This window comes from Actinoallomurus spadix (assembly GCF_024055725.1).
In the GTDB taxonomy this organism is placed as follows: domain Bacteria; phylum Actinomycetota; class Actinomycetes; order Streptosporangiales; family Streptosporangiaceae; genus Actinoallomurus; species Actinoallomurus spadix.
Map to the genome: position 1 here is coordinate 190,632 of NZ_JAMXMX010000007.1, position 19,211 is coordinate 209,842.

Here is a 19,211-nt window from a genome sequence, read left to right on the forward strand (position 1 = left end):
GTCGCCGCCATGGCGAGGGTCTGGCGAACGCCTGCCCTGAGTGCGGACGGCGCCGTGGGAGACTCGTGACATGAGCGGTCCCGTCGGCGTTGATGAGGTCCGCGCGGCTCAGGACGTGCTGCGCGATGTCACCGTGACGACCCCGATCCTGGAGTCCCGGTCGCTGTCGGCGAAGGTCGGCGGTCCCGTTCTGCTCAAGGCCGAGAACCTCCAGCGCGCGGGATCGTTCAAGGCCCGCGGGGCGTACGTCCGCATCGCGCGCCTCAGTGCGGAGGAGCGGGCGCGCGGCGTCGTCGCGGCCAGCGCCGGGAACCACGCGCAGGGCGTCGCGCTGGCCGCGACCCTGCTCGGCTGCCGGAGCGTCGTCTTCATGCCGGAGGGCGCGCCGCTGCCGAAGGTCGCCGCGACCCGGGCGTACGGCGCGGAGGTCGTGTTCGGCGGGCCGGGCGTCGACGCCTGCCTGGCGGCAGCCACGGCCTACGCACGGGAGAACGGAGCCGTCTTCATCCATCCGTTCGACCACCCCGACGTGGTGGCGGGGCAGGGCACGGTGGGCCTGGAGATCCTGGAGCAGTACCCGGACGTCCGCACGATCGTGGTGCCCGTCGGCGGCGGTGGCCTGGTCGCGGGGATCGCGGCGGCCGTCAAGGAGCCCCGCCCGGACGTGCGCGTCGTCGGCGCTCAGGCCGAGCGCGCGGCGGCCTTCCCGCCGTCGCTGGCCGCCGGGCGCCCCGTCTCCGTGGCGCCGTCGGCCACGATGGCCGACGGCATCGCGGTCGGCCGGCCGGGTGACCTCACCTTCGAGCTGGTCTCCAAGCTCGTCGACTCGGTCGTCACCGTCTCCGAGGAGACGATCTCCCGGGCGCTGCTCAACTGCCTAGAACGCTCCAAGCAGGTGGTGGAGCCCGCCGGTGCGGTCGGCGTCGCCGCGCTGCTGGACCGGCCGCACATGTTCGAGCCGCCCGTGGTGACGGTGCTGTCCGGCGGGAACATCGACCCGCTGCTGCTGTCGAAGGTGCTTCGTCACGGGCTGGCGGTGGCCGGCCGCTACCTGATGTTCCGTGTACGGCTCCCGGACCGGCCCGGCGCGCTCGTCACGCTGCTCGGTGAGCTGGCCGAGCTCGGGGTCAACGTCCTGGACGTCGTTCACCAGCGGACCGCCGCCCGGCTCAACGTGGACGAGGTCGAGGTGTCCCTGCATCTGGAGACCCGGGGCCCGGACCACTGTGACGAGGTCCTCGGCCGCCTGCGCGCGGAGGGGTACACGCTGAGCTTCGGCTGACCGGCCGGTCCTCGGTGACCGAGGCGTTATGAAACCGTTATGGCGCTCGGGGGCCTGATGTCAGAGGCTCGTTACCTGGATCCTTCGTCGTAGTCGCTCGTTGGGAAGTGAGATGTCCTCGGTCGATCGCGCCACGAAGCGACACCGAGTGGTCCAGCTGACCATCGCGCTGCTCCAGGGGCCCGGAGCCTTCTTCACCTTCTACGCGACCAAGTGGCCGTTCTGGGAGCAGTTACTCTTCTTCCTCGGCATCATGGCCGTGGCGGTCGTTCTGGCCGCAGTGCTGCTGCGCTGGATCGAGTCGCCGTCCTCGCCGGGCTCCGGAATCGCCGACTACATCGAGATCGTCGTGTCGGGCGCGGCGCGATGGACGGTCCGCGGTCTCCCCGGGATCGCCGCCGCCACGGCCGTCTACTTCCTCGTGACGAGCGTGGTGCCCTACACGACGGACCGGCTCTGGCCTTCGCTGACGCACCACGAGGTCTGCGGAGAGCCGATGGACCTCCGGGTGGTCACCGGCCCCGAGAACGCCGCTCTGCTGACCGAAGCGGCCCACCGCTACGCCGCCGAGACGTCGGGGAACGGCTGCCGGACGGTGACCGTGACCGTCGCCACGATCTCCTCACTCGACCGGCTCAAGAACGGCCTGGCCGGTGGCTGGGTGAGCCCGGAGTCGGCACTCGACCGGCTCGACTGTTCGAAGCTCCCGTCACGGCTGGCACTGCTGGGCCCGCGACCGGACATCTGGATCCCCGACAGCGGCGAGACCGTCGACTGGGTACGGGACCGCCTCGACAGCGGTGACTCGTGCTCCCTCACCCAGAACCCGATACGCGTCGAAGCCGGCAGCGTCCACGCGGCCGGATCGGTCGGCACCTCACCCATGGTCCTGGGCGTCTTCGCCGACGCCGACCGCCCCGACCTGGGAGGCGACGCGGGCCGCCCGAGCCTGGCCGCACTGCTTCAGACCTTCCGGACCTACCGGATCGTCAACTCGGTGGTGCGCCCTTCCCCCGACACCTCCGAGTCCGCGCTGCTGTCGACCCCGGTCCTGTACCAGGCGTTACGCGCGGCGGACCGAGCCTCCGACGAGGACGTGGAGGGATCACTCGACCAGAGTCCGCTCTCCACCGGTGACGCCACCTCGCTGCTGTGCCGGTTCCGTGCCGACGACGCGGCCGGGAAGAGCCCGCCCACGAACACGGCGGTCGTCGTCCCGGAGAGCGTCCTCGCGCGTTATGACCGCGGCGACGACCTGCGGCAGGACGTGTCCTGCCCCGGGCGCGTCCCCTCCGCGAAGTGGCGGCTCTACCCGTTCTACACCAGCGACCTGCCGCTGCTGGACCACCCGTTCGTCCATCTGCGCTGGCCCGGTGAGGACACCGGCCGGCGTGCCCAGGCCGTCGACGACTTCTCCCACTGGCTCGAGCACGGCGAGCTGACCCACGAGGGACTGCGCACCGCGGCGGGACGGTTCCCGGCGAGCACGCCGTACCGGAAGATCCTGCAGAGCCAGCGGAACGACGTGCCGGAGACCGTGTCGCGCCCCGCGCTCCACGCCTCCGGCTGTAGCGGATCGCTGAGCCGTGGCCTCGACTGTTACGACAAGGCCCGGCCGAAGTACCCCGTGACCCTGATGATCGACGTCTCCGGCTCGATGGCCAACACCGTGGCCGGCGGGCCGCGCCTGGCGCGGGCGCAAGGACTGGCCGAGCGCGTCATGGCCGACGTCCGGTCGGGGACCCCGACCCGTCTGTTCTTCTTCTCGAGCGTCACCCACCCGGCGACCGGACCGATCGGTGACACCGGCGACGGGACCGCCTTCGATAACGTCCTCGGCGCGGTGCACCGGGCCACCACCGATGGACGGGACCTGGACCTCGTCACGGCGGTCGGGCAGGCACTCCCGTGGCTGAAGCAGGGGAAACAGACCCTGCTCCTGCTCACCGACGGGCAGCCGAAGACCGACCCGCAGGACGCCGCCCGGCGGGCACGCGACCTCGCCGGGCAGATCAGGGCCCGCTTCCCCGCCCTCCGCGTCCTGACCGTGCTGACCGGCCCTTCGGGCTGCGACGATCCGCCGGTCAGGGACTTCGCCGGCGCCTTCGGCCCGGGCTCCTGCCTCGACCGGGCACAGCTCACGACCGACGACTTCGCCGGCCTCATCGCGTCCGAGATCTCCGGGGGATAGCGATGGCCGTCGGCACGGGGTACCGGAACGGGCGCGCGAGGCGGCGCAGACGCCTCGCCGCCTCCATCGTGGCCGCGGCGCTGACGCTGGTCATCCTGCCCGGCGTGAAGTGGTCGCTGTCCTACCGCCCGGCCGTCGCGGGCTGCGGAGAACATCACGGCCTGGTCGTCGCCGCGGACGTCGACATCAGCCCCGACTTCCAGCGGCGCGCCCTGATCGACCAGTGGAACAAGGAGCACCCCGGCACGCCGGCGACCTTCGTCGAGATAGCGCGGTCGACCGACGACGTGCGCAGCCAGCTCGCCGCGGCCCTCGGCTCGGGAAGCTGCGCCTACGACGTCGTCGTCGCCGACATCGCGTGGATCCCGGAGTACGTCCGGCGGGGTCTCCTCGCGCCGGTCGACAGCTCCCGGCTCGACGACCCGGGCGACTTCGTGCCGCAGACCCTGGAGACGGGCCGGTGGCGAGGGCGCCAGTACGCGGTCCCCTGGTACACCGACGCCGGCCTGCTCTACGTCCGGCGCGGCGACCGGGCACCGAGCTCGTGGGACGACCTGCTCGGCCGGGGCTACGCGACCCAGCTGAAGGACTACGAGGGACTCACCGTCAACACGCTGGAGGTCATCTGGAACACCCAGCGGAGGGCGGTCCTCAGCGGCCCCATCGACAAGGTCGACGAGAGGACCGCCGCGATCGTACTGGCGGGGATCGACCGCCTGGCCACCGCGAACCCGGCCCTGGCCCGCTCCCGCTCGTACGAGGAGGACGGCTCCTTCGACGCCTTCGCCGACCACGCCACGGGACTCATGCGCAACTGGCCGTACGCCTTCCGGCAGCTCATCGCCGACCCGCGCGTCGGTGACGGGTTTCAGGTGACGACCCTCCCGGGAACGGGCGTCAGCGTCCTCGGCGGATGGGACCTCGCGGTCTCCGCCCACTCCAGGCACAAGGCGGACAGCCGCGCGCTCATCGACTTCCTCACCGGCACGGACGCCCAGCGCCGCATGTTCTCCTGCGGCGGCTTCACCCCGTCCCGTACCTCGGCCTTCGAAGGGGTGACGCCCTGCCCGGACCCGAAGTACCGGCCCGACGAGCTCCCGTCCCCGCAGCGGTTCAGCGAGTTCGCGAACACCCTCCAGGCCGCGCTCTACCATGCCCGCCTCCGCTCGGTCACCCCGTACTACGCGCAGTTCAGCGAGACCTTCCGCCGCTGCGTCCTGAAGGTCCTGGGCGCGCACGACCGGGTGCCCGGCGCACGCGCGCCAACTCCCCGTGAACTGGCCCACGCCCTCACCGCCGCCCTCAACGGCCGACAGGGCACCTGCTGACCCGGCGGCAACTGCGTCGAAGTGATCGTGGTCGACGGGTGGTGGCCTTCGAACGGTGAGCGGCCCGGTGATCTCACAGAGATCGCCGGGCCGCGTCGTACGGGAGGTCAGAGGGCGGGCTTGCCCTCGCTGTAGACCCACGCCTGGAACAGCTTGTCCAGGTCCTCGTGGGTGAAGTGCTCGGTGAACGAGACGAACTGCGCCGTCGTGGCGTTGCCGTAGCGGTGCGCCGCCGGCCACGCCTTGATCAGCTGGAAGAACGCCTTGTCGCCGACGGCCTTGCGGATCTGGTGGATCGTCATCGCGGCCCGCGTGTAGGTCAGGTCGTCGAAGATGTGGTCACGGCCCGGGTCGGCGACCTTGCCGCTCCAGTCGGTGTCCGGGGAGTCGTACGCCTGGTCGAACAGCTGCTGCGCCGTCTGACCGCCGTGCTGCTCGCTGTAGAGCCACTCGGAGTAGGTCGCGAAGCCCTCGTTCAGCCAGATGTGCTTCCACTGCGCCGGGGTCACGGCGTCGCCGAACCACTGGTGCCCCAGCTCGTGGGCGAGCAGGCCCGCGCTCGGGATCGCGCCCGCCGACCGCCGGGCGTACACCGGACGGCCCTGCGTCTCCAGGGAGTAGCCGACGGCCGGGGCGAGCACGTCGATGCCGCCGACCGAGCCGAACGGGTAGCGGCCGTACAGCTTCTGCTCCCAGTCGATGATGTCGGCCGTGGCCCGGTTGAAGTCGTCGGAGGCCGTGGCGGACTTCACCGCGGCCGGGTCGACGGCGGTGATGTTGCGCAGGCCGCTCGGCGTGCGGGTGTCCTTGACGTCGAAGTGGCCGATCGCGACCATGACGAGCTCGCTCGCGGTCGGCTGCTTGTCCACCCAGCGGAAGGTCGTGGTCGCCCCGTGCGTGCGGGTGCCGGCCGGCTCGCCGTTCGCCAGCACCTGCAGGCCCTTCGGCACCGTGATGGTGAAGTCGTACGTGGCCTTGTCGGCGGTGCTGTCGTTGACGGGGTACCAGGTCGCCGAGCCGAACGGCTGGGACAGCGCCACCGCGCCGTCGTGCGTCTGGATCCAGCCGGAGATGCCGAGCGCCTTGTCGTTGATCATTTGCGGGACGCCGGAATACGTGACGTCCACCGTGAACGACCGGCCCTTGCGCAGGCCGTGCGGGGGAGTGATCACGAGCTCCTGCGCGCCGGTGCGCTCGAACTTCGCGGTGTGCCCGTCGACCTTGACCTTGCCGACCTTCAGCGGACCGAGGAGGTCCAGGTCGAACCGGGAGAGGTTCTGCGTCGCGGTCGCGGAGATCCTGGCCTCGGCGTCGATCGCCTTCGTGCCGGCGTCGTACGCCAGGGACAGGCTGTAGTGCCGGGCGTCGTAACCGCCGTTGCCCATGTCGGGGAAGTACGGGTCGCCGGCGCCGGGCGCGCCGGGGGTGAACCCGGCCTTGGCCTGGGCGGCGGACAGGGGGGTGAGCAGACCGGCCGCCGCCACGATGGCGGCGATCGACAGAGCTCGTGGGGTAAGCCTTGCCATGCACCTCTCCAGTTGTCTTCGGTGGCGCCACGCCCGAGGCGTCACGCGGGACTCAGCATGCTCTCTGTGATCGCCGATCACAAGGTACGACCGGCGGTCACCACGAGGTCGGGCGCTTCTTTCCGTACAGCCAGACCTGGAAGAACCTGCCGAGATCCTTGCCGGAGACCCGTTCGGCGAGCGCGATGAACTGACCGGTGGTGGCGTTGCCGTGGCGGTGCTCGCTCGTCCAGGCCCGCAGGATCGCGAAGAACTTCGCGTCACCGACCTTCTGCCGCAGCGCGTGCAGCGTCATGCCGCCGCGTTCGTACACGGAGCGGCCGAACAGCTGCGCCCGGCCCGGCGCGGCCGGGGGGACCGTCCACAGGTCCGGGCTGCCGGTCTGGCGGTACCTCTGGTCGAACTGCGCCTGCACCGACGGGCCGGTGCCGCTCCGCTCGCCCCACAGCCACTCGGCGTACGTGGCGAAGCCCTCGTTGAGCCAGATGTCGCTCCAGTGGGTCACGGTGACGCTGTCCCCGAACCACTGGTGCGACAGCTCGTGCGCGATCGTCGTCGGGTCGGCGCCCATCGCGGGGCCGTACTCCGGCTTGGTCTGGGTCTCCAGCGCGAACCCCACCTGGAGGTTGTCGACGACCCCGCCGGCCGACGCGAACGGGTACGGGCCGAAGAGTTTCGCCCACGTGTCGACGACGCGTGCGGTCGTGTCGTACAGCTTGTCCGCCGTGGTGGTCGTGACGGTCGGGTCGACCGCGGCGTACACCGGGACGCCGCCGGGCGTACGGCCGGTGCGGACCTTGAAGCGCCCCACGTCCACCATCGCGAGGTAGGTCGCCATCGGGGCGTCCTCGCGCCAGCGGTAGGTCGTGGAGTTCCCGGTGGTGGCCGTCCCGGTCTGGATCCCGTTGGCGATCGCGGTGAGGCCGTGCGGCACGGTGAGCCGGAAGTCGAAGCTCGCCTTGTCCTCCGGGTGGTCGTTCGAGGGGAACCACGTGTGCGCCCCGCTCGGCTCGTCGCCGGTGAAGACGCCGTCCGAGGTGGACAGCCAGCCGTACCGGCCCAGCACCGGATCGTCGATCTGCCGGGGAATCCCGGAGTACCGGACGCGTACGGCGAACCTTCCGCCGCGGGCGATCGGCGCGGCGGGAGTGACGGTGAGCTCGCTGTCCCTGCGGGTGTAGGAGGCCGTCCGGCCGTCGACCGTGACCTCGGACACGTTCAGCCCGGTGAGGTCCAGGTCGAAGCGGGTCAGCGGTCCCGTCGCGACCGCGGTCACGGTCGCGGTGCCGGCCAGTTCCGGTGTCGCCTTCGGCGTGATCCGCAGGTCCAGTGAGTAGTGCTGCACGTCGTAGCCGCCGTTGCCGTCACCGGGGACGTACGCGTCTCCGGCACTCACGGCGCCGACGGCCGGTGCCACCGAGGCGGCCGTCGGTGAGCGGGCGGAGCCCCCGTTGGACGAGCAGGCGGTGAGCACGCCGACGAGCAGCGCGCTCAGGGGGAGGCGGGGAGAGGGAAGGCTCACCGCCCCAGCCTCGCCGCAAAACGCGGATAAAGCGAACTCGCCGTTCTGCCCGATCCGGCCCACCACGGGGCGGAACCGGACCGGTCACCGCGATTCACCCAAAAAAGCTTTGCCCGCTTCTTACCGCAAATCTCCGGCGCGCGGCGCGAGTGATCGCCGACTAGAGATTTCCGCGACGTTCCTGCTCGCGTTCGATCGCTTCGAAAAGGGCCTTGAAGTTGCCCTTGCCGAAGCCCAGCGAGCCGTGCCGTTCGATCAGTTCGAAGAACACCGTCGGCCGGTCCTGCACCGGCTTGGTGAAGATCTGCAGCAGGTAGCCGTCCTCGTCGCGGTCGACCAGGATCCGCCGTTCCTGCAGCTCCTCGATCGGCACCCGGACGTCGCCGATGCGCTCGCGCAGCGCCGGGTCCTCGTAGTAGGAGTCCGGAGTGTCGAGGAACTCCACGCCCGCCGCGCGCATCGCGTCCACGGTGTACAGGATGTCGTTCGTGGCCAGTGCGATGTGCTGCATGCCCGGGCCGCCGTAGAACTCCAGGTACTCATCGATCTGGGACTTCTTCTTGGCGATCGCCGGCTCGTTGAGCGGGAACTTCACCTTTCTGGTGCCGTCGGCGACGACCTTGGACATCAGCGCGGAGTACTCCGTGGCGATGTCGTCGCCGACGAACTCCTTCATGTTCGTGAAGCCCATGACGCGCTGGTAGAACTTCACCCACTCGTCCATCCGGCCGAGCTCGACGTTGCCGACGCAGTGGTCGATCGCCTGGAAGAAGCGCTTCTGGGGCGGCGCCACGATCGGGTCGGCGGCGACGTAACCGGGCAGGTACGGGCCGGAGTAGTTCGAGCGTTCCACGAGCGAGTGCCGGGTCTCGCCGTAGGCCGCGATGGCAGCGACGACGACCTTGCCGTGCTCGTCCTCCAGGACGTGAGGGGCCTCGACGCTCCGCGCGCCCTGGGCGATCGCGTGCTGGTAGGCCGCCTCCGCGTCGGGCACCTCGATGGCCAGGTCGATCGCGCCGTCCCCGTGTTCGGCGACGTGACGGCCGAGGTCGGTGCCGGCGCGGACGGCGCCCTTGAGCACGAAGCGGGCGCCACCGGACTCCAGGACGTACGCGGCCTCGTCGCGGCTGCCGGTCTCCGGCCCCTTGTAGGCGACGCAGCGCATCCCGAACGCGGTCGAGTAGTAGTGCGCCGCCTGGCGGGCGTTGCCCACGGCGAAGACGACGGCGTCCATGCCCTTGACGGGGAACGGATCATCGCGGCGCGGGTACGGCGCGCGGTGCTGCTGCTCGGTGGCCTGGGTCATGGTCACTCCCTGCACGGCGGTGGGCGAGGTTCTCCCACAATGTCGATCGCCGGGTACAGGTTGCGCAAGACCTGCCGGAATCACTGGGCAACTTGTACAGTGCTGGTCGGAGGCACTGGGCAGATCTGGACACCCTGCCCAGGAGATACGGGGAGACGAGATGATCGACGACCTCGACGCCCGGCTGATCGGGCTGCTCGACGCCGAGCCGCGCATCGGCGTCCTGGAGTGCTCACGCCGGCTCGGCGTGGCCCGCGGCACCGTGCAGGCGAGGCTGGACCGGCTGCAGGAGCGCGGCGTCATCCGCGGGTTCGGGCCGGAGGTCGACCCGGCCAAGCTGGGTTACCAGGTGACGGCGTTCGTCACGTTGGAGATCCGGCAGGCGGGCGGGCACGACCCCGTCGCCGCCCGGCTGGCGGCCATCCCCGAGGTCATCGAGGTGCACACCATCACCGGCGGCGGCGACATGCTCTGCCGCATCGTCGGCCGGGGCAACCAGGACCTGCAACGCGTCATCGACCTGATCGTCGACGTCGAGGGCGTTCAGCGGACCTCGACCGTCATCGCGCTGGCGACCCCCGTGCCGCAGCGGACGCTGCCGCTCGTACGAGCCGCGGCGCGGCCGTGAGCGCACACGCGTCATCGCCCGCACGCCAGGGGCGTACGGGCGATGACGTGGATGTCCGGGCGCCGGCGGCGCTCGGGTGGCTCAGAGACCGGGGCCGGTTCGAAGACCGGGCCGGTTCAGAGACCGGGTGGCTCGGAAGCCGGGTGGCTCAGGAGCCGACGTACGGCGTGGCGTCGAGGATCTCGACCTCCATGCTCCGGCCGTTCGGCAGGTTGTACTTGGCCTTCTCGCCGACCTTCTTGCCGTTGATCGCGGCGCCGAGCGGGGACTTGGGGGAGTAGACGTCGATCGGGGCGCCGCTCTCCTCACGGGAGGCCAGCAGGAACGTGACCTCCTCGTCGTCGCCGACGAACTGCACGGTGACGGTCATTCCGGGACCGACCACGCCCTCGGTACGCGGCGCCTCACCCACCCGGGCGTTCTGCAGGATCTGCTGGAGCTGGAGGACGCGGCCCTCCTGCTTGCCCTGCTCCTCCTTGGCCGCGTGGTATCCGCCGTTCTCCCGCAGGTCCCCTTCTTCACGGGCGGCCTCGATCTTCTGTGCGATCGCGATCCGGCCCTCGCCCGTGAGGTAGTCCAGCTCGGCCTTGAGCCGGTCGTACGCCTCCTGGGTCAGCCAGGTGACGTTCTCATTGCGGGTCTCGGTCACGGGTACTCCTCATCACACGAAGTGCGGCCGTTGAACTCTCTAGGCTACCGGCACTTGAACGTGCAGTAGCCGAGCGACGAGAGCTTTATGCCGTTATGACGTTCATGTTTGTTCCCCAGTGGGGAGTCCTTTTTAACCTACGCGGCAGTCGTTGACCGTCACGGATGTGGCCCGTGATGACGTCGGCAACTCCTGGTGCCGTTCCACACTGCCGGTGCCCGGGGGAACCGTCACCTCGGCCCGGCCGAGTTCGGAGTGGTCGGTGTCGTACGCCACGAGGGCGCAGCGCACGTCATCGCCCTTCGGCTTGCTGATCTGATAGTGCACGCGCACCGAATGATCGGCCAGCTGGAAGGAGATGACCTCCGGTGTGATCCCCGGCCTGCCCTCCGAGAACCCGACGATGATCGCCCAGCCCACGGCGCAGATCGCCACCAGCACGCCGATGACCGCGTAGGCCACCTTGTTGCCCTTGCGGTCGGCGCTCGGTGCGGTCGCCGTGCTCATCGGCGTCGCGGCGTGGCCGCACCCGGGATCGTGCCGAGGTCGAACACCGCATCCCTCCCTCGAGTGTCGGTGGGGCTCATTACGGTGGCCCCCACCGGGAATCTTCGTGCGGGGGGCCGGTGTTCTCCGGAAGAATCCACCTGACGGGGCGCCTCCGATCACCGGGGTCGCCCGCGCGACGACTACGACCTTACGCTGACGGGGAGCCTACGTTGTCCGAGAGACCGACCGGAACCGAGCCGTTGCGCCTGATGGCCGTCCACGCTCACCCGGACGACGAGTCCAGCAAGGGCGCCGCCACGATGGCGCGCTACTCCGCCGAGGGAGTCCAGGTCCTGGTCGTCACCTGCACGGGCGGTGAGCGCGGCGACATCCTCAACCCCGCGATGGACCGGCCCGAGATCAAGGCCGACCTCGCGGCGGTGCGCATGGAGGAGATGGCCAAGGCCCGGGAGATCCTCGGCGTGGAGCAGCAGTGGCTGGGCTTCGTCGACTCCGGCCTGCCCGAGGGCGACCCGCTGCCGCCGCTCCCGGAGGGATGCTTCGGCCTGCAGCCGATCGAGGTCGCGAGTGAGCCGCTGGTGCGGGCGGTCCGGGAGTTCCGGCCGCACGTGATGCTGACCTACGACGACAACGGCGGCTATCCCCACCCCGACCACATCATGTGCCACAAGGTCTCGGTCGAGGCCTTCGAGGCGGCGGGCGACCCCGACCGCTATCCCGGCACCGGGGAGCCGTGGCAGCCCCTCAAGCTCTACTACCACATGACCTTCCACCAGGAGCGGTTCCAGGCGGAGCACGCGGCGATGGTCGAGGCGGGCCTCGAGTCGCCCTACACCGAGATGCTCAAGCGCTGGCAGGACCGCCCGCTCCAGTGGGAGATCACCACGCGCGTTCCGTGCGCCGACCACTTCGACGTACGCGACCAGGCGCTCCTCGCGCACGCCACCCAGATCGACCCCAACGGGCCGTTCTTCGCCTGCCCGACGGAGCTCAAGAAGAAGGCGTGGCCGACCGAGGACTACCATTTGGCTCGTTCCCTGGTCGACACGGAGCTGCCGGAGGACGACCTGTTCGCCGGCATCCGGGAGAAGGTGTGCCTGTCATGATGTATCTCGCGGTCAACGAAGACCAGGTCACCCCAGGGGTCGTGGCCTTCTTCATCGTCGCCGCGCTCGGCGTGACGCTCTTCTTCCTGATCCGTTCGATGAACCGGCACATCCGCCGCATCGAGGCGCCCAGCGAGGACGAGCTCCGGCAGGCCGACTGGGAGCGCCGGCAGAAGGCCCAGGCCCGGCCGGACACGAAAGAGCCCAAGGCCTGACGCCGCACCGGCGCCCCGAGGTCTGACGCGGATCGGTGCACGGCCGACGCGAGTCGGTGTACCGCCGACAGGGACGGCGTACGGCCGACCCGGACGGCGCACGGCCTGACGCGAGTGAGCGTGCGGCCGTGCGCTCCGGTGTGTCAGGCCGAGGCCGGTACGCGGGGGACCGTGGACCGGTCGCGGAGCCGGTCGGTCGCACCGGCCAGCCCGGCTCCGACGGCGATCACGGTCAGCCCGGCGACCGCGTCGAGGACGTAGTGGTTGCCCGTCCCGATGACGACGGCGAAGATGAAGACCGGGTAGGCCACGGCGAGGAACCGCAGCAGCCGTCGGGTGGTGTTGCGCGCGACCTGCCACCCGCACCACGCCGCCCAGCCCACGTGCAGAGACGGCATCGCGGCGAACTCGTTCGTCAGACCGCCCAGCCCCTTCGGCGCACTGGCGTCCCCGGACCACCAGCCCCACTCGTGATACTTCGCGAGCGTGTCGACGAAGCCCGGCAGCATCCGCGGCGGGGCGGTCGGGAACAGCGTGAACCCCACCAGCCCGAGCAGGGTCGCGGCGACCAGCGTCGTACGGGCCCGCGCGTACTGCGCGGGACGCCTCTTCCACAGCCACACCAGCACGATCGGCGTGACGGCGTAGTGCAGCGCCGCGTAGGCGTACGACATCGTGACGCCGAGGACCGGCACGGCGGAGACGGCGTGGTTGACCTCCCGCTCGTGGGCGAGGTGCAGGGTCCGCTCGAGACCGACGAGGTGATGCGCGTCCGCGAACGCCTGCCCGTGACCCGCGGCCACCAGCATGCGCACGCCGTCGTACATCAGGTACACGACGAGAAGGAGGAGCACCTCCGGCCACCAGCGGGCACGGGATTCCGCGGACGCCCTGGTTACCACCGGGGGCGGCGCCGTGTACGCCTGGGGAACTTTGGTCACCAACGCGGGACCCCCTCCGCCGTCGTGCCTCTGTCCGAGGCATGTCCGTACCCTCCTGCACCGGTGTTATGTGTAACGTGCATCTACCTGGTTCATTCCCGATGCCCAGGCCCCGCGTGGCCTCTCCCGAGCAGGCTCTCAGGGCACGTTCAGGTAGCACTCAACTCCGCAGGTCACTATGGAGGGGTGAGCGAAGCCCGACTTCTCGTGGTCGAAGACGAGCCCAACATCCTCGAACTGCTGTCCGGCAGCCTGCGCTACGCGGGTTTCGAGGTGGCGACGGCGACCGGTGGCACCGAGGCCGTCCAGGTCGCCCTGCAACGTCGGCCCGACCTGATCGTGCTGGACGTCATGCTGCCCGACATGGACGGCTTCGACGTCATCCGCCGGCTGCGCGGCGGGGGAGCGCACATCCCGGTGCTGTTCCTCACCGCGCGGGACGCCACCCAGGACAAGATCCGCGGACTGACGCTCGGCGGGGACGACTACGTCACCAAGCCGTTCAGCCTCGAGGAGGTCATCGCGCGGATCCGCGCCGTGCTGCGCCGTGCCCAGGGCGGTCCCGCCGAGCCCCCGCCCCGGCTCGGTTTCGCCGACCTGGAGCTCGACGAGGAGAGCCATGAGGTCTGGCGGTCCGGTAAGCCGATCCAGCTGTCGCCGACCGAGTTCAAGCTGCTGCGCTACTTCATGACCAACGCCAACCGGGTGCTGTCCAAGGCGCAGATCCTCGACCACGTCTGGGACTACGACTTCCGCGGCGACACCGGCATCGTCGAGTCCTACGTCTCGGTCCTGCGCCGCAAGCTCGACAAGCTCGGCCCCCGTCTGATCCACACGCTGCGCGGGGTCGGTTACGTGCTGCGCCTCCCACCGGAGCGCTGATGACCGCCTGGGCGCGGCGCCTGTCCGCCCGGACCCCGCTGCGAATCAAGCTCATCGCCGCGGTCGTCACGCTCGTCCTCCTCGCCCTCGTCGTGACCGGGGTCGCGAGCGTCTCCGTCATGCGCGACTATCTGCTGGACCGCACCGACCTGCAACTGCAGGACCTGCTGCACCGGGCGGAGCGGTCCCTCGCCCAGCCGGCCAAGCCCCTGCCCGGGCAGGGCGCCGGAACCCTCGTCCAGATCCGCGACGCCGACGGCAAGGTGCTCAAGAGCACGACCGTGTCCCCCTGGGGAACCGTCCAGCCGGATCCCGCCATCCCCGAGAACCCGGACTGGCTCGACGAGCACGCCCAGCGGCCGATCACCCTCAGGGCGGTCTCGGGGGACGTCCGCTGGCGGGTGTACGTCGAGCCCGTCGGCACCGGTTACGTGGTCGCGGCCGCCGACCTGACCGAGGTCGGGCGCACGGTGCGCCGATTCGTGGGCGTAGAACTGATCGTCGGCAGCGTCGTCGTCGTCCTCATCGCCGGGCTCGGCATCGCCATCGTGCGCGCCAGCCTCCGGTCCCTGGAGGACATCGAGCACACGGCGGCCGCCATCGCGACCGGCGACCTGTCGCGCCGCGTTCCCGACGCCGACCCGCGCACCGAGGTCGGCCGCCTCGGCGACGCCCTCAACGGCATGCTCGCCCAGATCGAGACGGCCTTTCACGCGCAGGCCCGGTCGGAGGCGACCGCCCGCGAGTCCGAGGAGCGCATGCGGCGCTTCGTCGCCGACGCCAGCCACGAACTGCGCACGCCGCTGAGCGTGATCCGCGGGTTCGCCGAGTACTACCGGCAGCGCGACGACGTCGACCGCGCCGAACTCGACCGGCTCATCGCCCGGGTCGAGGACGAGGCCGTACGGATGGGCGCGCTCGTCGACGACCTGCTGCTCCTGGCCCGGCTCGACCAGCAACGCCCCCTCGCCATGCGCCCCGTCGACCTCCTCGCCCTGGCCGCCGAGGCCGTGCACGACGCCCGCGTCCTCGACGCCGACCGGAAGATCACGCTGTCCGTGCGCAGCGGCTCGGCGTTCATCGTGACCGGCGACGAACTGCGGCTCCGGCAGGTCATCCGCAACCTGCTGACCAACGCGCTGCAGCACACCCAGGCCGGCACGCCGGTCGAGGTGACGGTGCACTCCGGGCGGCTGGGCGACGCTCCGGCGGCCGTACTCGAGGTCGCCGACCAGGGACAGGGCATGCCACGGGAGCAGGCGGAGCGGGTGTTCGAACGGTTCTACCGCGCGGATCCCGCCCGCAGCCGCGGCGGCACCGGCCTCGGCCTGGCGATCGTCGCCGGCCTCGTCCACGCGCACGGCGGCACGGTCGAGGTCGAGACGGCACCGGGCAAGGGCGCCACCTTCCTCATCACCCTCCCGCTCGACCCGGACGCGATCGACGCGGACCCGGCCGAGACCGTCTCCGCGTAGGCGTTCGGCTTTTACCCCGGCCTTATTGCGCGAACTTTCAGCTTGGGCTCAGCGCCGTTCAAGGCACGGTGGACATCCTCGGACTGTCAGACAAAGTACCGACTTTGGGGGACGAAGCAATGGAGACCCACGACCGGCCCGCGGACGAGCGCCCCGAAGAACCGCAGGCCGGGACGACACCGTCCGTGGAGTCACGGACGGGTTCCTCGTCCACATCCGAAGCAGCAGAGCCCCAGGACGTACGCTCCTGGCCGCCGTCCGAGCAGTGGCAGGGCGCGGAACAGGCCGGACCCGCCGCCGCGCCGGCGGCGAGCGAGACACCGGACGAGCCGAGGGCCCACGGCCCGCAGGCGCAGGGCGGCGGCGGAGAGCAGCCGTACGGCGCGCGGCCGGAGGCGGCGGCGTACGCGCCGCAGGGCGAGCAGCCGAACGCCATCGGCGCCGCGGCGTACGGCGCACCGGGCCCGCAGCCGCCCCACGGCCCGGGCGCGCCCGGCGGCCCGCAGCCGCCCCACGGCCCCGGGGCGTACGGGCAGCCGTACGGCGCGCACCCGGGGGCGTACGCCTACCCGCCCCAGACCCAGCAGGGCCAGGTCGGCCGGCTGACCGCACGGCGCAAGGCGGCCGCCGGCGGCATCGCACTGGCCCTGGTCCTCGCCGGAGGGCTCGCCGGAGGCGCCGTCGCGGCGCTGGTCGACCACGGCCGGACCGTGTACGCCAGCCCGACCGCCGTACGGGGGGCGTCCAACCGGACCGCCACCGGGATCGCGGCCATCGCCCAGGCGGTGCAGCCCAGCGTCGTGTCGATCACGGTGACGACCCCGACCGGTCAGGGCGAGGGCTCCGGCGTCGTCCTGCGCTCCGACGGCGTCATCCTGACCAACAACCACGTCGTGGCCGACGCCACGCAGGGCGGCCAGATCTCGGTGAACTTCAGCGACGGCAAGAAGGCCTCCGCCACCGTGCTCGGCACCGACCCCTCCACGGACCTGGCGGTGATCAAGGCGTCTGGAGTGTCCGGGCTCAAGCCGGCGACGCTCGGCAACAGCGACCAGCTCCAGGTCGGCGACCCGGTCGTCGCGATCGGCAGCCCGCTCGGCCTGGAGGGCTCCGTGACCTCCGGCATCGTCAGCGCCCTGCACCGCACCCTCAACGAGGGCGGTGACCAGCGGCAACAGCAGCCCGGCCTCCCCGGCTGGGGCCAGCAGGGCAGGCAGCAGCAGAGCAGCTCGGGAGCGACGATCGGGGACGCGATCCAGACGGACGCGGCGATCAACCCGGGTAACTCCGGCGGCCCGCTGGTGAACGCGTCCGGCCAGGTCATCGGCATCAACACCGCGATCGCCACGTCCGGCGGCAGCGACGGCAACATCGGGGTCGGGTTCGCGATCCCGATCGACACCGCGAGGCAGGTCGCCGACCAGCTCATCAAGTCCGGCAAGGCCTCGCACGCCTACCTCGGCGTCTCGCTCTCCGACGTGGCCGGCGACCAGCAGGGCGCCCTCATCGCGGGCGTGCAGAAATCCACCCCGGCGGCGTCGGCCGGCCTGCAGGAGGGCGACATCGTCACCGAGGTCGACGGCAAGGCCATCGAGGACTCCCAGAGCCTGTCCGCGGCGATCCGCACCCACCAGCCCGGCGACAAGATCTCGCTGACCTTCATCCGGGGAGGCGGCAAGCACACGGTGAGCGTGACGCTCACCGCCAACTCGGGAAACTGACCCCGAGCGAGCAGGATTCGGCGGGGGAAACCCCCGGACGGCCCGGCGAAGCGCCCCGAACCCAGGGACCGCTTCCCCGGGCCGCCGGCGTCTCGGCGCCCGGCGGGGTCGGGGGGCGGGCCGCTGGGCGTAGTGCCGAGGATCTTCGTGGTCGGCGCGACGAGAACCCTCGGCGCAGATGGGGCGGGTCCTCAGGTGCCGGGGAAGGCGGTCTCCGGGAAACCGTCCGGGCCGTTGCCCGCCGGGAGTACCACCTGGTCACCGGAGGACAGACCACCCGTGATCGCCACGTACCGATCGCTCCGCACTCCGAGCCGCACCACCCTGGTGATGCTCCGCCCATCGTGGCGTACGAGGACCGTGGCCCTGCCGCCGGGGGCGGCCCGCACCGCGGCGGCGGGACCGTACAGCGCGCTCTGGGCCTGCGCGGTCACGACGTCGACGGTCGCGCTCATGCCGGCCAGCACACCGGCCGGCGGGTCGTCGAGGGAGATGTTCACGCCGACCCGCGCGAGGTTGCCGCTGGTGGTGGCCGCCGGGTCGATCCCGGTGACCGTGCCCGTGTACTGCCCGTTCGGTGACATCCCGAGCCCGATCGTCGCCCGCTGGCCGATCTTCAGCCGGTCGACGTCACCGAGTGAGAACAGGGCCCGTACCTGGAGGTCGTCCAGGTCGCCGAGCGTGAGGAACCCGCCCTTACCCGCGCCGACCTGGTCCCCGGCCGTACCCGCGACGGACAGGACGGTGCCGGTCATCGGCGCCTCAAGGGTGGTGGCGGACAGCGCGCGCTCGGCCTGCCGGACGCCGACCTCCGCCTGGGTCACCTTCGCGGAGGCCTGCTGGGCGGCGTTCGGCCGGCAGCCACCGCCACCGCCCGCGCCGCCACGGCTCGCTCCGCCGGCGCCCGCGCCTGGACGGGCCCCGCCGGGCCGGCCGCCGCCCGCCCCGGGCTTGCCGCTCGGTCTCGGGTGGCCGCTCGGTTTCGGATGCCCGGTGGGCTTTGGATGCCCGGTCGGTGTCGGGTGGCCGGTCGGCCCCGGGGAGTGCGTGGGCGGGGGAGCGGTGGGGGTTGGCCGCGGTGAGGTCGGCGTCGGAGTCGGCGTGGGCTTGTGCGTCGGCCTCGGCCTGGGCTTGCGGGTCGGCTTGGGGGTCGGTGTCGGCGTGGGCGAGGTGGCGGTGGGTGCCGGGTTCGGGGCCCGCGGCGGTCGGGGGCGCCGGAAGCCGGCCGTCCGCACCATCGTTCCGGACGCGGTCCCGGTCGCTCCGCTCGCGCCGGCGTTCCCGCCCGCCGCGCCGCCGCCCGTACCACCGCTACCCGTACCGCCGGAGCCGCCGCTGCTACCCGTACCGCCCGAGCCGCCGCCCGTACCGCCGGAGCCGCCGCTGGAGCCGGTTCCGCTGGAGTTCGTGCAGACGCCTCGCAGCGCGTCCGCGTAGGTCTGCCGAGCCGCCGCGAGTACCGCCTTCGCGACGGCGACCTGTTCCCGGGCCGCCGTGTCGTCGAGGCGGGCGAGGACCTGGCCGGCGCGCACCCGGGTGCCCGGGGTGACCTCGACCTCCCGCACCTTTCCGGAGGTGCCGAAGGCGAGTTCTCGGGTGTCGGCACTGCGCACGGTGCCCGCGGCACCGGCGGTCGCCGTCACGGTCCCGCGCCGCACCACGGCGTAGGTCGCGCCGCCGGCCGGTGAGTCGCCGAGGGGCACCACCCCGGACGTGAGCATGACCACCGCGCCGGCTGTCAGCCACGGTGGTCTCCGGAGATGGCGCATGGTCGGGCGGTTCACGCGGGGCATCCTGGCGGATGAAGGTCACGGCGACCCGAACCCATCCTCAGAGTTCCCTGAAGACCGCCTCCCCGTGACGGCCGCCCACTGGTCGTGGCCTCGGAACCGGCTCCGGTATCGCCGGAGTCCACAGGAAGCTCTCAGG

General features: G+C 71.4%; 16 protein-coding genes. 9 read left to right on the forward strand and 7 right to left on the reverse strand.

The genetic code is table 11. The features are described from left to right. The first annotated feature begins 70 nt into the window (after positions 1 to 70). The 3 genes from ilvA (at position 71) to NE235_RS12535 (ending at position 4,801) form a co-directional block, all read left to right on the forward strand. Positions 71 to 1,282: a threonine ammonia-lyase gene (gene ilvA, locus NE235_RS12525; protein WP_252802114.1), complete on the forward strand. Its 1,212-nt coding sequence runs from the start codon at positions 71 to 73 to the stop codon at positions 1,280 to 1,282. A 112-nt stretch (positions 1,283 to 1,394) separates the two neighbouring features. Next, positions 1,395 to 3,473, forward strand: coding sequence for a vWA domain-containing protein (locus NE235_RS12530; protein ID WP_252802115.1), 2,079 nt, complete (start codon positions 1,395 to 1,397; stop codon positions 3,471 to 3,473). A 2-nt stretch (positions 3,474 to 3,475) separates the two neighbouring features. Beyond that, on the forward strand, positions 3,476 to 4,801 hold the full coding sequence (locus tag NE235_RS12535; RefSeq protein ID WP_252802117.1) for an extracellular solute-binding protein: 1,326 nt from the start codon (positions 3,476 to 3,478) through the stop codon (positions 4,799 to 4,801). 107 nt (positions 4,802 to 4,908) lie between these two features. Here the strand turns inward: NE235_RS12535 and NE235_RS12540 are convergent, their stop codons facing one another. From NE235_RS12540 to hppD, 3 genes are all read right to left on the reverse strand, one after another. Continuing rightward, positions 4,909 to 6,327, reverse strand: a complete 1,419-nt coding sequence (locus NE235_RS12540; protein ID WP_252802119.1) for a M1 family metallopeptidase — start codon at positions 6,325 to 6,327, stop codon at positions 4,909 to 4,911. A 97-nt stretch (positions 6,328 to 6,424) separates the two neighbouring features. Continuing rightward, positions 6,425 to 7,849 carry a M1 family metallopeptidase gene (locus tag NE235_RS12545; protein WP_252802122.1) on the reverse strand — a complete coding sequence of 475 codons (1,425 nt, stop codon included), beginning with the start codon at positions 7,847 to 7,849 and terminating at the stop codon, positions 6,425 to 6,427. 160 nt (positions 7,850 to 8,009) lie between these two features. Further along, positions 8,010 to 9,155 carry a 4-hydroxyphenylpyruvate dioxygenase gene (gene hppD, locus NE235_RS12550; protein ID WP_252802124.1) on the reverse strand — a complete coding sequence of 382 codons (1,146 nt, stop codon included), beginning with the start codon at positions 9,153 to 9,155 and terminating at the stop codon, positions 8,010 to 8,012. A gap of 160 nt (positions 9,156 to 9,315) precedes the next feature. Between hppD and NE235_RS12555 the strand changes: the two genes are divergently transcribed. Continuing rightward, on the forward strand, positions 9,316 to 9,783 hold the full coding sequence (locus tag NE235_RS12555; protein WP_252802127.1) for an Lrp/AsnC family transcriptional regulator: 468 nt from the start codon (positions 9,316 to 9,318) through the stop codon (positions 9,781 to 9,783). 148 nt (positions 9,784 to 9,931) lie between these two features. On the opposite strand, the gene greA is transcribed toward NE235_RS12555, so the two are convergent. Together greA and NE235_RS12565 are read right to left on the reverse strand one after the other, a co-directional pair. After that, positions 9,932 to 10,432 carry a transcription elongation factor GreA gene (gene greA, locus NE235_RS12560; RefSeq protein ID WP_252802129.1) on the reverse strand — a complete coding sequence of 167 codons (501 nt, stop codon included), beginning with the start codon at positions 10,430 to 10,432 and terminating at the stop codon, positions 9,932 to 9,934. A 132-nt stretch (positions 10,433 to 10,564) separates the two neighbouring features. Then, complete coding sequence (locus tag NE235_RS12565; protein WP_252802131.1) at positions 10,565 to 10,939, reverse strand: DUF4307 domain-containing protein; 375 nt, start codon at positions 10,937 to 10,939, stop codon at positions 10,565 to 10,567. Positions 10,940 to 11,190: 251 nt separating this feature from the next. Here NE235_RS12565 and mca point away from each other — a divergent pair, with 251 nt between their 5' ends. Together mca and NE235_RS12575 are read left to right on the forward strand one after the other, a co-directional pair. Beyond that, entirely contained in the window at positions 11,191 to 12,048 is an 858-nt protein-coding gene (gene mca / locus NE235_RS12570; RefSeq protein WP_252802420.1) for a mycothiol conjugate amidase Mca, read from the forward strand. After that, entirely contained in the window at positions 12,045 to 12,263 is a 219-nt protein-coding gene (locus NE235_RS12575) for a hypothetical protein (RefSeq protein ID WP_252802133.1), read from the forward strand. The genes mca and NE235_RS12575 overlap by 4 nt, the downstream gene beginning before the upstream one ends. A gap of 143 nt (positions 12,264 to 12,406) precedes the next feature. Here NE235_RS12575 and NE235_RS12580 read toward each other — a convergent pair whose 3' ends face one another. After that, the gene (locus NE235_RS12580; RefSeq protein ID WP_252802135.1) at positions 12,407 to 13,204 is read right to left on the reverse strand and encodes a phosphatase PAP2 family protein; all 798 of its coding nucleotides are present in this window, start codon (positions 13,202 to 13,204) and stop codon (positions 12,407 to 12,409) included. A gap of 186 nt (positions 13,205 to 13,390) precedes the next feature. Here NE235_RS12580 and NE235_RS12585 point away from each other — a divergent pair, with 186 nt between their 5' ends. The 3 genes from NE235_RS12585 to NE235_RS12595 all read left to right on the forward strand — a co-directional run bounded on the left by NE235_RS12585 (position 13,391) and on the right by NE235_RS12595 (position 17,282). Further along, entirely contained in the window at positions 13,391 to 14,086 is a 696-nt protein-coding gene (locus NE235_RS12585; RefSeq protein ID WP_252777673.1) for a response regulator transcription factor, read from the forward strand. After that, positions 14,086 to 15,561: a sensor histidine kinase gene (locus NE235_RS12590; RefSeq protein ID WP_252802137.1), complete on the forward strand. Its 1,476-nt coding sequence runs from the start codon at positions 14,086 to 14,088 to the stop codon at positions 15,559 to 15,561. Before NE235_RS12585 ends, NE235_RS12590 begins: the two co-directional genes overlap by 1 nt. A gap of 104 nt (positions 15,562 to 15,665) precedes the next feature. Further along, positions 15,666 to 17,282, forward strand: coding sequence for a trypsin-like peptidase domain-containing protein (locus NE235_RS12595; protein WP_252802139.1), 1,617 nt, complete (start codon positions 15,666 to 15,668; stop codon positions 17,280 to 17,282). Positions 17,283 to 17,473: 191 nt separating this feature from the next. Here the strand turns inward: NE235_RS12595 and NE235_RS12600 are convergent, their stop codons facing one another. Next, entirely contained in the window at positions 17,474 to 19,066 is a 1,593-nt protein-coding gene (locus tag NE235_RS12600; RefSeq protein WP_252802140.1) for an efflux RND transporter periplasmic adaptor subunit, read from the reverse strand. Positions 19,067 to 19,211 lie beyond the last annotated feature (145 nt).